Origin of the sequence: Paenibacillus sp. FSL L8-0158 (assembly GCF_038592965.1) — a bacterium.
Classification (GTDB): domain Bacteria; phylum Bacillota; class Bacilli; order Paenibacillales; family Paenibacillaceae; genus Paenibacillus; species Paenibacillus polymyxa_D.
In genome coordinates this window covers 2,920,245-2,939,128 of the sequence record NZ_CP151949.1, presented here as the reverse complement: position 1 = coordinate 2,939,128, position 18,884 = coordinate 2,920,245, and the positions used below count along the sequence as shown (strand labels likewise).

1 protein-coding gene is annotated in these 18,884 nt (G+C 50.4%); it reads right to left on the bottom strand.

Annotated elements, in window-relative coordinates:
• Positions 1-13 precede the first annotated feature (13 nt).
• On the bottom strand, positions 14-18,499 hold the full coding sequence (locus NSQ68_RS12865; RefSeq protein ID WP_342426148.1) for a non-ribosomal peptide synthase/polyketide synthase: 18,486 nt from the start codon (positions 18,497-18,499) through the stop codon (positions 14-16).
• Positions 18,500-18,884: the final 385 nt, after the last annotated feature.

Genomic DNA, 18,884 nt, shown 5'->3' with positions numbered 1-18,884 from the left:
CAGCGTAAAAATTTTAAAGGTTAAAATCAAATAATTCTTCCAAAAATTCATGGTTATCTGAGGCATGCTGATCTAGCGAAATATCGCGTAGAACTATATCTGTGTTCTCGCAAAGTTGAAATAATATATTTTTAAAATCATGGACAAATTTGTTTATCATACTTTCCTTAAACAGCTCAGTAGAATATTCAAAGGATCCGTACAGTTGATCATTTTTAATATTCATTAACAAAGAAATGTCAAATTTTGCGTATTTAAGATCATAATCATACGGAGTAAAAGTTAGAGACTGCATATTATATTGCTGGTCACTGTTATGCTGTAGTGCAAATGTCGTATCAAACAACAAATTACGACTTAAATCACTGCGAATTCCTAGTTTCTCAATCATTGCATCCAGCGGATAATCTTGATTCTCGTATGCTTGCAGCGTGGATTCTTTTACTTCTTTCAGTAACTGGCTAAATTTTTTATCCTTCTCCGGCTGGTTCCTTATAACAATTGTATTAACAAACATTCCAATCAGTGAATCTAAGTCAGGATGAGTTCTTCCTGCAACTGGTGTGCCCACAATAATATCTTCCTGTCCTGAGTACTTGTGTAACAAAACTATATAGGCAGATAGTAATAACATATACAAGGTATAGTCACCTTTAGAGACCATATCTTCAAGCTGTTTGCTTACTGTTTTGTCAATGATGAAATTCATCACATTTCCTTTAAAGGTTCGTTTTTTGGGTCTGGCAAAATTCGTCGGAAGTTGAAGCTTCGGAGTTTCTTCGTGAAGCAATTCCAACCAATATCGTTGCTGTTTGTTCAGAGCTTCATTTTGAAGCTCTGAATGCTGCCATACCGCATAGTCTTTGTACTGAATACGCAGCGGTTTTAATTCTTTCCCATTGTATAGCAATGTCAGCTCCCGAAGCAGAATCTCCGTTGATACACCATCCGAGATGATATGATGCATATCATACAGCAACAAATAGCGTTCAAAAGAAACTTGAACAAGTTTTACACGAAGCAACGGTGCCTTTGTTAAATCGAAGGGTTGAAAAAATTCATTCAAATAAATGGGTATTTCTGATTCTTCCGCTTGGCAATAGTCGATTTCGAACGTAACCTCATCATGTATCTTTTGGACAGGTGTGCCATTGACTTTTATAAAGCTAGTCCGTAGAGATTCGTGACGTTGTATCAGTTTAGAGAAGGCCTCCTCAAAACGGGAGACGTCTATCGGGCCTTCTATCCACATGATGATAGGCATATTGTAGGCAACTTCTCCTCCGTCCAGCTGATTTAATATATACAATCTCATTTGGGCTGAAGAAAGGATATAGAAATCCTGGGGCTCAACAAACGGAATGGACATATATTCTTTAGGCTCCATACCAGATATCAGTTGAGATAACTGTTCAATTGTAGGGAACTTAAATGTTTCTCTGATCGAGAGTTTCACCTTCAGCTTTTTTTGAATATTGCCCAGCATGATCATTGCCCGTAGTGAATGTCCCCCTATTTCAAAGAAGTTGTCAGTGATACCAACTTGCGGAATGCCCAATACTTGCTGCCATATTTCTACTAACTTCTCTTCCGTAACTGTGCGAGGAGCGACATACTCTGCGCGAGCCAGATCTCCTATGTCTGGCTCCGGTAGTGCCTTGCGATCGATTTTTCCGTTTGCTGACAACGGCATGCGTTCCAACTGCACATAACTGGATGGAAGCATATACAATGGAAGCTTCTTTGATAAGGCTTCTCTGAAGTTGATCGCTGTGAACTGGGGCTCATCCATGTCTGTAACCACATAGGCACATAGTTCCTGTGAACCCATGCCATTTTCCCGCGCAATAACTGTTGCTTCCCGTACTAAAGACAGCTTAAGTAGTTGATCTTCAATTTCACCCAATTCAACCCGGTAACCTCTAATTTTCACCTGATGGTCAAGTCGGCCCAAGTATTCAATATTACCGTCTGGCAACCATCTGGCTAGGTCGCCCGTTCGGTACATCCTTTCTCCGTCCGACCATGGATTTGGAACAAACTTCTCCGCTGTCAACTCTGGCCGATTCAAGTATCCCCTCGCCAGGCCCACGCCGGCAATACACAGTTCCCCTGCTATACCCACAGGCTGCAACTGCTCCGTGCCTTCTTTTACGATGTACAGTCGGATATTTTGAATAGGTTTCCCGATCGGAATAACTGAATATTCTTCGGTGGGATCGCAATCGAAGTACGATACGTCCACGGTAGCTTCCGTCGGTCCATACAAATTGGTTAGCTTCGCTTCGGCGATATTCGATATGAGGCGTTGGAAACGAACCACATGTTGTGGCGGCAATGCTTCACCACTTGCAAATACATGCCGCAGTGTGCCCAGCTTCGCTTGCATCACTTCCCGTGGCTGTCGATCCACATAATCCAGGAACGCATGCAACATCGCAGGTACAAAGTGCATCGTACTGACTCCGTCACGGGCAATCGTGTCGGCAATCTCCTCTGGATCCTTTTCCCCCCCAACCGGCAGTAGGCTGACCTTCGAGCCGACCATGGACCACCAGAACAGCTCCCATACTGACACGTCAAATGTAAAGGTGGTCTTTTGCAAAATCGTATCCTCAGCACCCAAGCCATAACGGTCATGCATCCATAGAATCCGATTGATCACTGAATGGTGTTCGACCATTACACCCTTCGGTTTTCCAGTAGAACCGGAGGTATAGATCACATAGGCTACATGATGTGGGCCTGCCAATGGTTCCAAATTTGAGCCATCTTCATGGTAAATGTCTTCGCGATCCAGCACCAGCACCTTGCCCTCAAAGCTCTGCAACGCTTGCTCCACCCAACTAGCTTGCGTCAATACCAGCTCCACTCCCGAGTCCTCCAACATAAAGCGGATGCGGTCCACAGGGTATTCCGGATCGATCGGCACGTAGGCTCCGCCTGCCTTGAGGATCGCATAGATGCCTACGATCATTTCCAGCGAGCGCTGCACCAGAATGCCTACCGACTGATCCGGGTTAACTCCTTCCGCACGCAGCGTCCGGGCCAAACGGTTCACGCGCTCATTCAGCTCGCGATAAGTCAGACTCTGATTTCCAAACACCAATGCTACCTGATCCGGCGTATACTCCACCTGATCCTCAAACATCTGATGGATCGTCTGATTCCACGGATATGCACAAACGTTGTCATTAAAAGCCACTGTAATCTGTTGTTTTTCTGCCACCGTGACCAATTCCAGCTCTTCAATTCGAGCATGTGGGTTAAGCGAAATTTGCTCCAGCAGACGCGCAAAATGTCCATACAGACGCTCAATGCCTGTTTGATCAAAACTGAGTTCGTTATACATAAAACGAATCTTTATGCCTTCTCCCGGCATAACGACTACGTTCAGATCGTAGTTTGTTTGCTCTGTAGCCACCACGTTCGAAATTGTAAATGGCTCCTGTCCTTCGCTTCCGAGCTGCTCTACCTGCTGCTCCACCGGATAATTTTCAAATATCATAATATGATTGATTAAATCCTGCTTTTGCTCGGTAAGCGCCTGAATTTCATACAGCGGGAACGCGTCATAGGCATTGGAGACCAGCGCCTGTCGCTGTGTTCGCTTCATCAGCTCAACAAAGGCTTCGCCCTTTTCTGACTGAACGCGTACTGGGATCGTATTAATGAACAGCCCGATCATGCGCTCCACACCCGGAATATCGCCTGGACGACCGGACACAACGCTGCCAAATACGACATCCGTACTGTTGTTATATTTTTGTATCAGCACACCCCATACCGTCTGAATCAATGTGTTGATCGTCACCTGATTTTGCTTTGCCACCCGATCAATCTGAGCGACCAGCTCCGGCTGGAAGTCGTATTCCAGCTCTCCGCCGACATATTCCCCGGATTGTATGGATTTAGGCTTTGTTTTTTGCTGCGGAAGTGTAATTTGCTGCTCGTAGTCTGCCAAATATCCACTCCAGTATTGCAGCGACGCCTCACGGTCCTGGCGCTCCAGCCATTCAATAAAACAGCTGAACGGCGTAACAGGCTCCAGTACGGGCTCTTTACCCGCACGCAGTGCCAAATAGCTGCCAAATACCTCCTGCGTCATAAAGGACAAGCACCAGCCATCCATTAAAATGTGATGGAAGCTCCAAATAAAGTGGTACGTTTCATCTCCCGTTTGTAAAATGGAAACACGAATGAGCACATCCTCTGCCAGGCGGAATCCTTTGGCTTTATCTGCAAGGATAAAAGCTTCAACATGAGCTTTACGTGCCTCTTTTTCCAGTCCGCGCAAATCTTCGTAATACAATGCTCCTCTGCGGTTGTGAAAGACGACTTGCGCAGGCTCATCCTTCCAGGAACTGATAAAGTTCGTCCGTAGTGCCTCATGACGTTCTACAAGCAGATCAAAGCTTTTACCGAAAGCTACTACATCAAAATGTCCGTTCAACTCAAAGGTTGCCTGCTCAAAATAAGCCGCCGAATCCGCGTCCATCAGGCTGTAGAAAAGCATACCCTTTTGCATCGGCGTTAAGGCATACACATTTTCCAGTTCACCCATATCTCGCGTATCTTCCACCAATTGCTCCAGCTCGTCCAGCGTGACGTTATTTAGCAGTACATCACTTGGCGTCAATACCATTCTTTCCTGGGCAACACAATGGCTAATCACCTCACGTAAGCCGGCTGCCAGCAGCTCTCCTAGCCGTGCAATCGTTTCATGACGGAATTGCGTTGTGCCGTAACGAATAGTGAAGATCAGCTCACCATCCTCGATCACGCCATTGATATCCAGTGCAAAATCCATAGCCGCATTTGTGCTGACAGGCACACCGATAGAGTAGGAGGAAGGCTGCAGATCATTGCCTTTGTAATCCTGATCGAATTGTCCCAAATAGTTAAAGCTAATCTCTGGCTCTGTCTGAAGCTTCACACCTGCTTGCACAAAAGCATCCGTATTTGACAAGTACCGCAAAATACCGTAGCCAATGCCTTTTTGCGGGATATGACGTAGCCCTTCCTTGACCTGTTTGATCAAACGAGCAGTATTTCCGCCTTGTCCCAGACTTCCATTCAGTACAACCGGGAACTGGCTCGTAAACCAGCCTATCGTCCGTGTAATATCCACATCCGGCAAAATGGCCTCCCGTCCATGGCCCTCAAGGTTGATCAGCACCCGTTCGGATCCTGACCATTCATATACGGCTTTGCCGAGTGCAGCCAGCAGCAGGTCATTCATTTCCGTGTTATACGAGCGGTGAGCCTGCTTGAGCAGCAGATCCGTTTCCTGCTTCGTCCAGCGGACAGTTACTACCTCACTGTCTCCAAGCAGGGCTTTATCATTTGCGTAATCCTTCGGCAACGGCTTCGCAAGGCTTGCTTCCGCTTGTTCGATATGCTGCCAGTAAGCAAGTTCCCTCTCCATCATCGCGCTGTTCGCATAGGTTGACAGATGCTCAGCCCAGGTCTGGAACGAATCTGTTTTGTGCGGCAATCGAATGGCTTTGCCCGTTTTCCCTGCGACAGCCTGTTCATAACCGGACGCCAAATCCTCCAGCAAAATACGCCATGATACACCGTCCACAACCAGATGGTGAATAACGATCAACAAATGATCACCTTGGGCGCATTGGAATAAACCGAGCTTCACCAAAGGTCCTTCGCTCAACCGAATGCTGGCTTGAATTTCACCCGCTTTGGCTTCCACAGCGGCAGATTCATCTTCAACCCCGCTGAAATTCACAATGTCCAGTGCATACAGCTCGCCTTCCTCCACACTGCGGTTCCAGGCTTCAAAGCCATGCTCTGTCTCACGGAATACGGTACGCAATGCATCATGATGCTGGATTATGCGTTCCATCGTGCGGCGCAGCACGTTTACATCAAATCGTCCAGCTCGATACAGCATCATCGCCTGGTTGCTGTGATGCAGATCAACCGATTGCTGCTCAAAGAACCACCGTTGAATGGGTGTCAGTTTCACCTTGCCTGTTACATCTTCCTGACTGGCGATTTTGCCGTCTGTACGAAGCAAAGGACTAAGCGATGCTACCGTCGGATTGCTGAACAGATCCTTCATGTCCAGTCGATAGCCCACTTGTAGCAGGCGAGATGATACCTGCAGCGCCTTGATCGAATCGCCGCCCAGTTCGAAGAAGTTATCCTGTGTGCCTAACGCTTCCACGCCGAGCACCCCGGCCCATACCGTAGCCAATTCCTGCTCGATCGTGGTACGCGGTGCTACATAAGCTGCGCCGGTATGGATGCTGCCTTCCGGCTCCGGCAAGGCCTTGCGGTCGATTTTGCCGTTGCTGGTCAGCGGGATCGTCTCCAGTCGCATCAGACGTGCAGGCACCATGTGCGCTGGCAGTCCTGCTTCCAGGGCTGCCTGTACTTCCTCGATCTGCAGCTCGGTTTCTCCCGTGATGTATCCACACAAATACTTGTGCCCACGTTCATCCGTCCGGTCGATGACTACGGCTTGACGCACACCCGGTATCCGCTGGATCGCGGTTTCAATCTCACCCAGCTCGATCCGGTAGCCCCGGATTTTGACTTGGTAGTCCATCCGGCCAATAAAGTCTACATTGCCGTCTGGCATCCACCGCGCCAAATCGCCTGTGCGGTACAGTCGTTCACCCGTTACGTACGGGTTCGCTACGAATTTCTCAGCGGTCAGGTCCGCACGGTTCAGGTATCCCCGTGCCACGCCAGCACCGCCAATGCACAGCTCGCCAAGTACACCGATCGGCACTGGATTTAGCTGGCTGTCCACAATGTAGAAGCGGGCATTCAGCCATGCCTGACCAATCGGCACATGGCCGCTGCTTGGCAGCTTCGACAACTCTTCATCATAGAAGCTGGAGTCAATCGCTGCTTCCGTGACACCGTAGCTGTTAATAATGCGGATATCAGCGCCAAATCTTTCTTGCAGCACCTGGTAATCCGTTACGCTGCAGCTATCCGAGCTGGTGATCAGTAGTTCCAGACTGCTCATGTCCAGTCCGTGCTCATGCACATGCTGCATGAACGGTACGATCAGGGCCGGGGTCGATTCAAACACCGTAATCTGATAATCGCGAATCCAGCCATACAGACGGCTCGGGTCAATCCGGTCGTCTTTCGGGCAGATAATCATCGTACCGCCGTTATAGAGCGCCCGTGCGATATCGCCGACAAACACGTCAAATGAGAAGCTTGCCAGTTGCAGCAGCCGTACCGGGAACTGGCTCAGGCGGTAATCCCGGCGATACGCCGCAGCCGTATTCACCAGGCTGAGATGCTCGATCATGACCCCCTTCGGACGTCCCGTTGTGCCCGAGGTGTAGATCACATACGCCAAGTCCTGCGGCTCATTGATGTGTTCGATATCCGTAGCATCCCCGGTATACAGCGACTCATCGTCCAGTGCCAGCACCGTATGCAGACGCAGTACAGCCGAAGGTTCGGATACTGCTTCGTTGTCAGTTGGCGAAGCTAATTTTAAAGGGCTCAGGTCTCCACTGAGCGCATACGTATCCTGTTCCAACGTTTCAGCGCTAACCGCCGTTTCCAGTTGGCCTTCGGATTTTGCTCCCGCTAAAGCCCACTGGCTTTCCTCCAGCCATACCTGCGCACGCTCCTGCAAGCCTGTTTGGGTCAGCAGCACCGTTGCACCGCTGTCCCCCAGCATAAAGCGGATTCGCTCCGACGGATAATCAGCATCCAAAGGCACATACGCGCCGCCGGCCTTCCATACCGCCAGTACGCCGACCAGCATGTCCACCGAACGTTCGCTCAAAATGCCAACAACCGACTCGCGTCCAATCCCTTCATTCCGCAATCGGCGAGCCAATTGGTTCGCACGCTCGTTCAGCTCGCGGTACGTTAGCTGTTGCTCCTCGTATACTACTGCCACATGGTCCGGTACAAGCTGTGCCTGTTCCTGCACATAGACATGGAACAATAATTCTGCTTCCTTCACATCACTCCACGCAGACACGCCGACTGAACCAAAACCGCCGATGATTTTTGCTTTTTCCTCAGCAGTCACCAGCTCAAGTTCATCGACCAGCGCATCCGGTCTGTAAATCGCTTCCTCTATGACATGCAGCAAATGCTCACGGATCTGCTCCACTGTTCCGCGTTCAAACACCAGCGCATTGTATTCCAAATGAACATCGATTTCATCGCCAGGCACAATGGTAATGTTGAAATCATAGTTTGTTTGCTCCGACATGGAAGCATTGGCGATGGTAAAGCCGTTCGTGGCATGGCTGCCCATTTGCTCCATACGCTGTTCCACCGGATAGTTCTCAAACACCATAATATGGTTCACCAGATCCTGCTTCTGCTTCGTCAGGGCCTGAATTTCATATAACGGATAGGTTTCATAGGCACGGGAAGCCAGCGCCTGTTCCTGTGTCTGCTTCATCAGCCCGGCGAACGTAACATTTTTTTCGCTATGAATCCGTACTGGAACGGTATTAATAAACAAACCAATCATCTTATCGATGCCTGGAATATCCGCTGATCTACCGGATACGACACTGCCAAATACAACGTCCGGACTATGGTTATACCGTTGCAGCACAACGCCCCACGCCGCTTGCAGCAGTGTATTTACCGTCACCTGCTGCTGATTGACCAGCTTGTTCATTCGTTCGGTCACTTCACGGCTCAGCGTAAACGAAAGCTTGTCCGCCTCATATCCCTTGGCGTGACCGTCCAACTGCTTGGCTTGCGGTAGCACCGTCTGTTGTTCAAAGCCAGTAAAATAGTCACTCCAGAACCGTTCAGCCTCTGCATTGTCCTGCCGTTCGAGCCATTCAATATATTCGCTGTATGGCGTTACCGGGGCAAGCTCAGGCTTGCGGTCTTCGAGCAATGCAAAATACGTATTGAAAGCTTCCCCGACGACCAGAAACAAGCACCATCCGTCCATCAAAATATGATGGAAGCTCCACACAAAGCGGTAAGACTCCTCGCCTTTACGTAATATAGATACTCTCATCAGCTCACCTGAGCTAAAATCAAAGCCCTCTGCTTTGTCGCGCTCTGCAAAATCGGCAATGTACGCGTTCAGCTCCTCTTGCTCCATCGAACGCACATCTTCAAAACGGAATCCGGCAAGTTTGTGGCGGTACACCACCTGTAAAGGTTGCTCATTCCATCCGCTATAAAAGTTCGTTCTGAAAATTTGATGGCGGTCCACCAGCTGATTCAAGCTTTTGCCAAAAACATCCACCTGGAAGCTGCCTTGCAGATCAAATGTCGCCTGCTCATAATAGGCTCCGGATTGCGGTTCCATCAAGCCGTGAAACAGGATTCCCTTTTGCATCGGCGTTAGTGAATAAATATTTTCCAGCTCTCCTGTAGCAGCGGTTTGCTCTACAATGTGCTCCAGCTCTCCGGCCGTCAGTCCCTGGAAGGACAGATCGCTTGGTGTCAGCTCCGGCAGCTCTTTTTCCACACAATGGGCCAAGACCTGGCGCAAGCTTTCCTGAAGCAGATTGGCCAGTTTTTTGATTGATTTTTTCATGAATGTCTTGCTGCTGTAGCTGATCGTCAGTTCCAGCACACTTTCCGTGATCATGCCGTGGATATCAAGCGCGTATCGCTTGGTCAACGTATCACTAACGGAAGCCCCGATGGAATACGGAGACATGCGGAATGCATTATTTTTCAAATCCTGATCGAATTGTCCGAGATAGTTAAAACTGATTTCCGGCTCGGCAACAAAAGAGGGTTCCCCTTCCCTAGCAGCAGCAAGATATCTCAATATCCCGTATCCAATTCCTTTAAGCGGCAAACGGCGCAGCCCTTCTTTGACGTTCTTGATACGCCGTCCCACATTCCGATCCTCTCCCATATCCAGCACAACCGGGAACTGGCTGGTAAACCAACCAACTGTACGCGTAATATCCATATCCGGCAAAATGGCTTCCCGTCCGTGGCCCTCCAGATTGACAAGCACCTGACTGGTGCCTGCCCACTCATGAATAGCGGTGCCCAGAGCTGTCAGCAGCAGGTCGTTTGCTTCCGTATTGTAGGCACGGTGTGCCTGCTTCAAAAATTGCTCTGTCTCTTCGGCCGTCCACGCCACCGTAAGCGTACGGTCATCGCGTAGCTGATGCTTGGTCTCGGATTTGCGAGTGTAATCCTTCGGCAATGCCGCTTGAGCGGCTCCAGCTTGCTCAAGTTGTTGCCAGTACGCACGCTCCTTCTCCAATGCGGTGCTGCTCGCATAAGCTGACAGCTGACCAGCCCACAGGCGGAAGGAATCCGTCTTATTCGGCAAACGGACAGACTCGCCCCGTAAAGCCTGCTCATAGCCGGTTGCCAAATCCTCCAGCAAAATGCGCCAAGATACACCGTCGACCACCAAATGGTGGATCGCAACCAGCAAATGATCCCCATCAGGGCAACGGAACAGCCCCAGCTTCGCCAAAGGGCCTTCATCCAGGCAGATGCTGCCTTGAATTTCGCTGGCTTTTGCTTCCAGCCCATGAGCAAAATTAGGCTCGTTCGTAAAGTCCACGACTTCGAGACTGTAGAGTTCCCCTTCTTGCACGCCACGGTTCCAGGCTTCAAATCCGCCGTCTGCATTTTGGCGGAATACGATACGCAATGCGTCATGATGCTCAACAATGCGTTGCAATGCCTGACGAAGCGCCGTTTCGTCCATACGATCCTCACGGTGCAGCATCAATGCCTGATTATAGTGTCCTGGCTTGGATGGCTGCTGCTCAATAAACCAATGCTGAATCGGCGTCAACGCTACCGTACCCGTGACCTCCCCTTGGTCCGAGACACGGCTCACCTGCTGTACCCGCCCATTTAGCTCCGCAATAGTCGGATATTGGAACAGTTCCCTCATTTCCAGTTTATAGCCGTTTTGCAGCAGTCTTGAAGACACCTGAATGGCCTTGATCGAGTCGCCGCCCAGATGGAAAAAGTTATCGAATACACCAATTTGCTCGATGCCCAGCACAGATTGCCATACCGATACCAGCGTCCGCTCCACTTCGGTTCGCGCTGCTACATAATCCTCGCAGGAGTCCACACTTCCCTCTGGCTGCGGTAACGCCCGACGATCCACCTTACCATTGGGCGTCAGAGGCAATTGCTCCAGCTGCACAAAATACGACGGCACCATATAGCCCGGCAGTTCCTGACTCAATGCGCTGCGCAGCTCACTTGCCGCTACTTCCGTATGAGTTACCACATAGGCGCAGAGCTGCTTTTGCCCCTGCTCATCCTCACGTGCAATTACGACGGCTTCTCGCACAGCCTCCAGCTTCAACAGCTGCGCTTCCACCTCGCCTAGCTCGATCCGGTAGCCCCGGATTTTCACCTGGGCGTCGATCCGTCCCTTGTATTCCAGCGTCCCGTCCGCATTCCAGCGCACCAGGTCCCCTGTGCGATAGCAGCGTTCTCCGCTGCGGAACGGACTGTCGATGAACTTTTCGGCCGTCAGGTCAGGACGGTTGCGGTATCCGCGTGCCACCCCGTCACCGCCGACGATCAGCTCTCCCCACGCCCCAACAGGCTGCAGCTGCATCGAACGGTCCACGACATACACCGTCGAGTTATGGATTGGACGGCCAATCGGCACCGATTCGGATTGCATGCCAGTAATCGCATGTGTTGTGGAAAAGGTCGTATTTTCGGTCGGGCCATAGCCGTTAATAATCTGCAGGTGCGGATGGGCCTTCATTACTCGGTTAATATGCGGTACGGACAGTACATCACCGCCGACCAGCAGCTCCCGTATCCCCTCGAACAGCTCCAGATCCTGCTGGGACAGCTGATTAAAGAGCGGAGCGGTCAGCCACATCGTCGTAATGCCATGGCTTTGAACAGCTTCCTTAAGCTTGGGTGCGTCCAAAATGACATCCTGACTCACCAGCACCAGCTGGCCGCCGTTCAATAGCGCACCCCATATTTCAAAGGTGGACGCGTCAAAGACAACAGCCCCTGTCTGTAAAATGCGCGTGTCGGCATCCAATTGCGCATAATTAGTATTTTTCACCAAACGCACGACATTACGGTGTTCTACCATAACGCCCTTCGGCTGCCCCGTCGTACCGGACGTATAAATCACATACGCCAAGTCGTTCGGACCGGACAACGGCTCCAGGTTGGAACCATCCTCGTGATACACCGTCTGTGCTCCATCCAGCACCAGCACATGACCTTCGAAAACGGCTTTTTCCACCAGATAGCTTTGCGTCAACAGCAGTTCCGCACCTGAGTCGTTCAGCATGTAGCGGATACGCTCCTCTGGATACGTCGGATCGATTGGAACATATGCACCTCCGGCTTTCAAAATGCCTAAGATACCCACGATCATATCTACCGAACGCTCAGTCATCAGACCTACCAGATGATCCTTTGTTACACCCTGACTGCGCAAGGTACGTGCCAGACGGTTGGCGCGTTCATTCAGCTCACGATAGCTCAGCCGCTCTCCTTCGAAAAACAACGCTGCCTGCTCCGGTGTCTGTGCAGCTTGCGCCTCGAACAGGCCATGCATCGTTTGCTCGCTTGGATACGCGGCCGCCGTATTGCCCCAAACCTCGACGATTTGCTCACGCTCCTGCGCGGTTACCATATCCAGCTCATGCACCCGAATATCCGGGTTCGCTGCCACTTGTTTCAGTAGTTGAACCAGATGGCCTCGAATTTGCTCTACACTTTCACGTTCAAAGGCCAGTGCATTGTAACCAAAGCTCATGTGAATGGTGTTCCCCGGCAGCACCACCAGGTTAAAGTCATAGTTGGTCTGCTCGACAGACTCGACTCCTGTAATGCTGAAGCCGGATTGTTCGCTGTTGCCTAATTGCTCAATTTGTTTATCCACCGGATAATTCTCGAAAATAAGAATATGATTGATCAAATCCTGCTTGAGCTCCGATAACCTCTGAATTTCATACAGCGGGTACGTATCGTAGGCCTGGGAAGCAATGGATTGCTGCTGATTTTGCTTCATCACGTCCGAGAACAAGCTGCCCTCTTGAGTGCTGATGCGTACAGGGATCGTATTGATAAACAGACCGATGATGTGTTCCACATTCGGAATTTCTGCCGGACGCCCAGATACTACACTGCCAAACACGACATCATCCGTGCCGTTATATTTTTGCAGCAAAATGCCCCAGACGGTCTGCATCAACGTGTTAATAGTCACCTGATAACGTTTGGCTACTCGCTGAATGCCAGCCGTTAGCTCCGCACCCAGGTCAAAGTCCAGACGCTCTGCCTGATACCCCGTTTTGCCCTGAATTTTTGTCTGTGGCAAGCGGGACTGCTCCTCATATCCTTCCAGAACCTTGCTCCAGTAACTGGATGCAGCCTGACGATCCTGCTGCTCCAGCCATTCGATATATTGACTGTACGGCGTTACAGGTGCCAGCTCCGGCTGCTTATGAGCCAGTATCGCAAAATAGCTCGCAAACACTTCGCCTGTCACCAGCGGGAAGCACCAGCCATCCATCACGATATGATGGAAACTCCATACAAAACGGTACGAATCCTCACCTGTGTGCAAAACAGCGACACGCATCAATGCATCCTGCGCTAGATCAAAGCCCCTCTGCTTGTCTTTGCGCGTAAATTCAAGGATGTAATCGTATTGTTTCACTTCCTCCATATCCCGCAAATCCTCCACATACAGCTCGCTGCGCTTATTCCGGTACACGACCTGAAGCGGTTCATCCTTCCAGCCGCTGTAGAAATTCGTGCGCAGTGCCGTATGCCGCTGCACCAATATATCCAAACTTGCCGCAAACGCAGCGATGTTAAGGTGTCCCTGCAGAGCAAACGATGCCTGCTCAAAATACGCTCCTGATTGTGAATCCATCAGATTGTAAAAGAGCATGCCTTTCTGCATCGGGATCAGTGCGTATACATCTTCCAGCTCACCGGTAAGGGCAGCTAGCTCCGCTATTTGCTCCAGCTCCCCAATTGTCAGGCCTTTGAAGGACACATCACTCGGGGTCAGCTCCGGCTGTTCCTGAGCGACACAATGCGCAATCACCTCTTGCAAAGCGGATTGAAGCAGTCCCGCCACGCGTTCCAGCGTTTCTTTACGATACTGCTTACGGCTGTAAGCAATGGTCAAGCGCAGCGTGCCTTTCGAGATTATCGCGTTCAAATCCAGCGTGTACTGTAGCGGTGAATGTGCATCATCTGTCTCCCCTACACCGTAGGGTGACAACGTGATTCCGCTGTATTGCAGATCTTGATCGATCTGACCTAAATAGTTAAAGCTGACTTCCGGTTCTGCTGCAATCATGCGCGCTTCATCCGATGCAGACGCATGGGACAAGTAGCGCCACGTTCCATACGTTAACCCTTTGTGCGGAATCCGGCGCAGACCTTCCTTCGTTTCTTTAATCCGCTGTGCCAGGGTCATGCCCTTGCCTGTCTCTAGCTGTACCGGATACAAGCTCGTAAACCAGCCGATCGTACGCGTGATATCCACCTCTGGCAGAATGGCTTCCCGGCCATGGCCCTCCAGGTTCACCAGAACCTGTCCTGCACCTGTCCAGTTATGCAGTGCCAGCCCCAGCGCAGTCAGCAGCAAATCATTGACCTCGGTGTTGTAGGCGCGATGGGCCTGCTTCAATAACTGCCGGGTTTCATCCTCGCTCCACTCCACCATCAGCACTTCACTGTCGGCATTCAAGGAGCCTTCATAGACAAAATCCTTAGGCAGCGGAGCAATCGTGGCTTTGGCCTGCTCTACCTGCTCCCAATAGGACGCATCCGATGCAGCCGCAGAACGATGAGTGTAAGCCGTCAACTCGCGCGCCCACGTTTGGAAGGAATCCGTTTTATAAGGCAAACGTACGGGCTTACCCTTCATCGCTTGCTCGTAGCCTGTAGCGAAATCCTCAAACAGAATCCGCCACGACACCCCGTCCATTACCAAATGGTGAATGGCTATCAGCAGATGATCGCCCCCGGTTGTGCGGAACAATCCGAGCTTGACTAATGGTCCTGCGGACAGGTCGATGCTGCTTTGGATCTCCGTTGCTTTCGCTTCCAGCGCCGCCGCATAGGTCGCCCGTTCACGGTAGTCCACAGTTTCCAGCGTATACAACGTGCCTTCCTCTACACGGCGTGTCCAAGCCGAGTAACCGGAGGCACCCGGATGGAAAACTGTACGCAGCGCATCGTGATGCTTCACGATGTGATCCATTGCCTGGCGAACCACCGTTTCATCAAAGCCTGTGGCGCGATAGAGCATAACCGCCTGGTTAAAGTGCTGCGGACGCTCGCGCTCCTGAGCAAAGAACCAGTGCTGGATCGGAAGCAGCGCCGTTTCCCCGCTCACTTCTCCTTGATCTGCTACGCGGCTGACTTCGTGCATATGCGGTGCCAGCCCAGCGATTGTTGGATACCGGAACAAATCCTTCATATCCAGCTTGTAGCCAGTCTGGAAAACACGGGATGCGATTTGAATCGCTTTAATCGAATCGCCCCCTAGGTCAAAGAAATTGTCCAGAATACCGACCGTCTGTACGCCAAGTACGGCCTGCCAGACCGCTACCATAGCCCGTTCCGGCGCGGTGCGCGGCTCGGCATAGTCGGCCCCGCTTTGCAAGCTGCCTTCCGGTGCCGGCAATGCCTTGCGGTCGATTTTGCCGTTTGGACTCAGCGGCATCTGCTCCAGCTGTATAAAATACGACGGCACCATATAGCTTGGCAGATCCCGGCCTAGCTCACTTCTCAGTTCGCTAGCTCCGAGCTCTTGCTCGGCGACATAATACGCCACCATTTGTTTTTGCCCCGTTTCACCCGCATGTGCCATGACTACGGCTTCTCGTACAGACTCCACTTTTAGCAGATGCGATTCGACCTCGTCCAGTTCGATCCGGTAGCCCCGGATTTTCACTTGATGGTCAATCCGGCCCAAATATTCGATTTTCCCGTCCGGCATCCATCTCGCCAAATCTCCTGTACGGTACATCCGCTCATAGCCTGATTCGCCACCGGCAAATGGATCGGCGACGAATTTCTCCGCCGTTAATTCCGGACGGTTCAGATATCCACGGGCTACGCCTACACCGCCGATGCACAGCTCGCCTATAACCCCGATCGGCTGCAATTGCTCCGTGCCTTCCTTCACGATGTACAGACGGATGTTCTGAATCGGTTTCCCGATCGGGATAACCGCATAGTCCTCTCCTGGCTCGCAATCAAAGTACGTTACGTCCACCGTCGCTTCCGTCGGACCATACAGGTTGATCAGCTTCGCTCCACCCAAGCTCGACACGAGCCGTTGGAACCGCGCCACATGTTGCGGCGGCAACGCTTCTCCGCTGGCAAATACGTGGCGCAACGTGCCCAGCTTCGCCTGCATCACTTCCCGTGGCTGCTGCTCCACATACTCCAGGAACGCATGCAGCATGGCTGGCACGAAGTGCATCGTGGTGACTCCGTCGAGGGCAATCGTATCGACGATCTCCTCTGGATTCTTTTCCCCGCCGACCGACAGCAAGCTTACCTTCGAACCGACCATCGACCACCAGAACAGCTCCCACACCGACACGTCGAAGGTGAAGGTGGTCTTTTGCAGGATCGTATCCTCCGCACTCAAGCCGTAGCGGTTATGCATCCACAAAATCCGATTCAGGACTGAATGATGCTCAACCATAACGCCTTTCGGTTTTCCAGTCGTTCCTGATGTATAGATGACATAAGCCAAATGCTCTGGGCGGGCAATCGCCCCCAGGTTTCCACTTTCTCCCAGATACAATTCTGCATCCTCTAAAAACAGGGTATTGGCGTTGCATTGGTGCTCTTCTGCCAAATCACGACTGGTCAGAAGCACTGTGACATCGCTGTCTTCCAGCATGTATTTAATACGAGTTGACGGAAATTTGGGATCGATCGGTACATAAGCACCGCCTGCTTTTAGAACGGCCAAGAGACCGACGACCATTTCAACTGAGCGCTGCATCATCAAGCCGACCAGCTTGTCAGGTCCTACTCCATGTAATTGAAGCATTCGTGCCAATGAGTTGGCCCGTTCATTCAGCTCCCGATAAGTCAGTCTCTGATTTCCAAACATAACTGCTGTCTGATCCGGTATACGTTCTACCTGTTCCTCGAATAACTCATGAATCCCCACATCTTGGGGATAGGGCACTGCTGTCGCATTAAATACATCCACAATTTGCGCTCGCTCTTCGTCACTCATCAGTGACAACTCCTGAATCCGCTTCTGTGGTCCTTTCACCATATGATCTGCCACATTCAGGAATTGCTGAATAATCCGGGCAATCTCCTGCTCGCTGAACAGCTCGATCCGATAATCCAGTTGTAGTATAAGCTTATCGTCATCCAGCATGTCTATCATGGCAATATCAAAGTCGTTCACCGTATCTCCGCAGAAATCGGCATCCACCTGCTGAACGGCTTCATCAAAACGGGAGAAGCTCAGCGTACGGTACTGAATGGTAACGCCAAACAAGCGCCGAATGTCCGTACTGCTTTGATGTTCACGCAAATCCTGAATAACTTTGTTGTACGGATAACGCTGATGCCTCAAAATGGACGCCTGCTCCCTGCCCACACCTTGCAAGAAGGTGAGCAGCTCGGATTCCGGCTCAACCCGCAGGCGCGTAGCCACGGTGCTGACGAACATCCCCATCGTATTTTTTTCCTTCTTTAACGTACGGTTGGCATACAATGTACCTACAGTTAAATCTTGTTCACCTGTCGTTTTATGTAAATAAATATACAGAGCAGCCAGGAAAAATGTAAAAACACTGATGTTATGCGCCTCGCAAAAAGCCGTGACACCCCGATATAATTCGTGCTCCAGTGTATGAATCTCCCGTCGTGCAGCCGTGCTCACCGTGAGCGGGTTGTATGATTTTAAACCTGTAACCTCCGGCAAATCGGTAAATTTCTCCGTCCAGTACTTCTTATCCTTATGATAGCGTTCTGATTGCTCATAGCTTTGTTCCGTCTGAATAAAATCGAGATATGAGTTCGCCGGGGGCGGCGTATCTGAACCTGTACCATGAACAATATTCATATAATTTCCGGTAATTTCATTAATTGCCTTTTCCATGGTAAAGCCGTCAGAAATAATATGATGCATCTTAAAGCTAAACCAGGTATCTTCTTCGCCCAGCTGCAAAATAACAAATCGATATAGCTGCGAATCCAGTAAGGGGAACGGCTGTGCGTTATGATGGCTCACCCATAGCTCAGCCTCCTCCTGGGTAAACTGAAGGGCTTCTATGCTTTGAGCAGCAAACGGCTCCACATATTGATAGGGAATGCCGTCCCGAACCGTGATTTTAATACGAAAAGAATCATTTTGTGCAATCACCCGGTTCATTGCCTGCTGCAATGCATCTATGCGAACCGTTCCCTTGATTTTAACAGTGGCAATAATTGTGGACGTGTTGCGACTAGGATACACAAGCTCTGTGTACCAAATTCGTTGCTGTGGCTGGCTTAATGCAAACAATTGAATATTGTTTTGAGTCATACGTCTCTCTCCTCAGAAAAATTGATATTGGTAAAAAGTAGTCCCAATAATGACTGCCTTTGGCAAGGAGTTGGATATGCGTGCACTGTTCTTTCAGCTCACTCGTGGATAAAAGCCGAGCAATTAGCTTCATGACTCTTCTTCCTTCGAATCATTCAGGATTTCAAAAATGGACATGAGCCATTTCTTCTTACTCAGACGGCTTAAAAATTCTATGCGTAGTTGCTTGCTTCTTGGTGCATTCTTTTTTTACTTTCTGATTTGATCACATATCTAAAACTGTTTTGCAATTGAAGGGTTGCGTTATCCAGCTTGGAAAGAACATGTTTTATAAAAATTATGGTTAGCAATGGGATCGAAGTAACCGACGACATTGAATACGCCA

Bases quoted from the DNA above. Each gene is read 5' to 3' on its own strand.
- NSQ68_RS12865 (WP_342426148.1), bottom strand. From the start codon at position 18,499: ATGACTCAAAACAATATTCAATTGTTTGCATTAAGCCAGCCACAGCAA.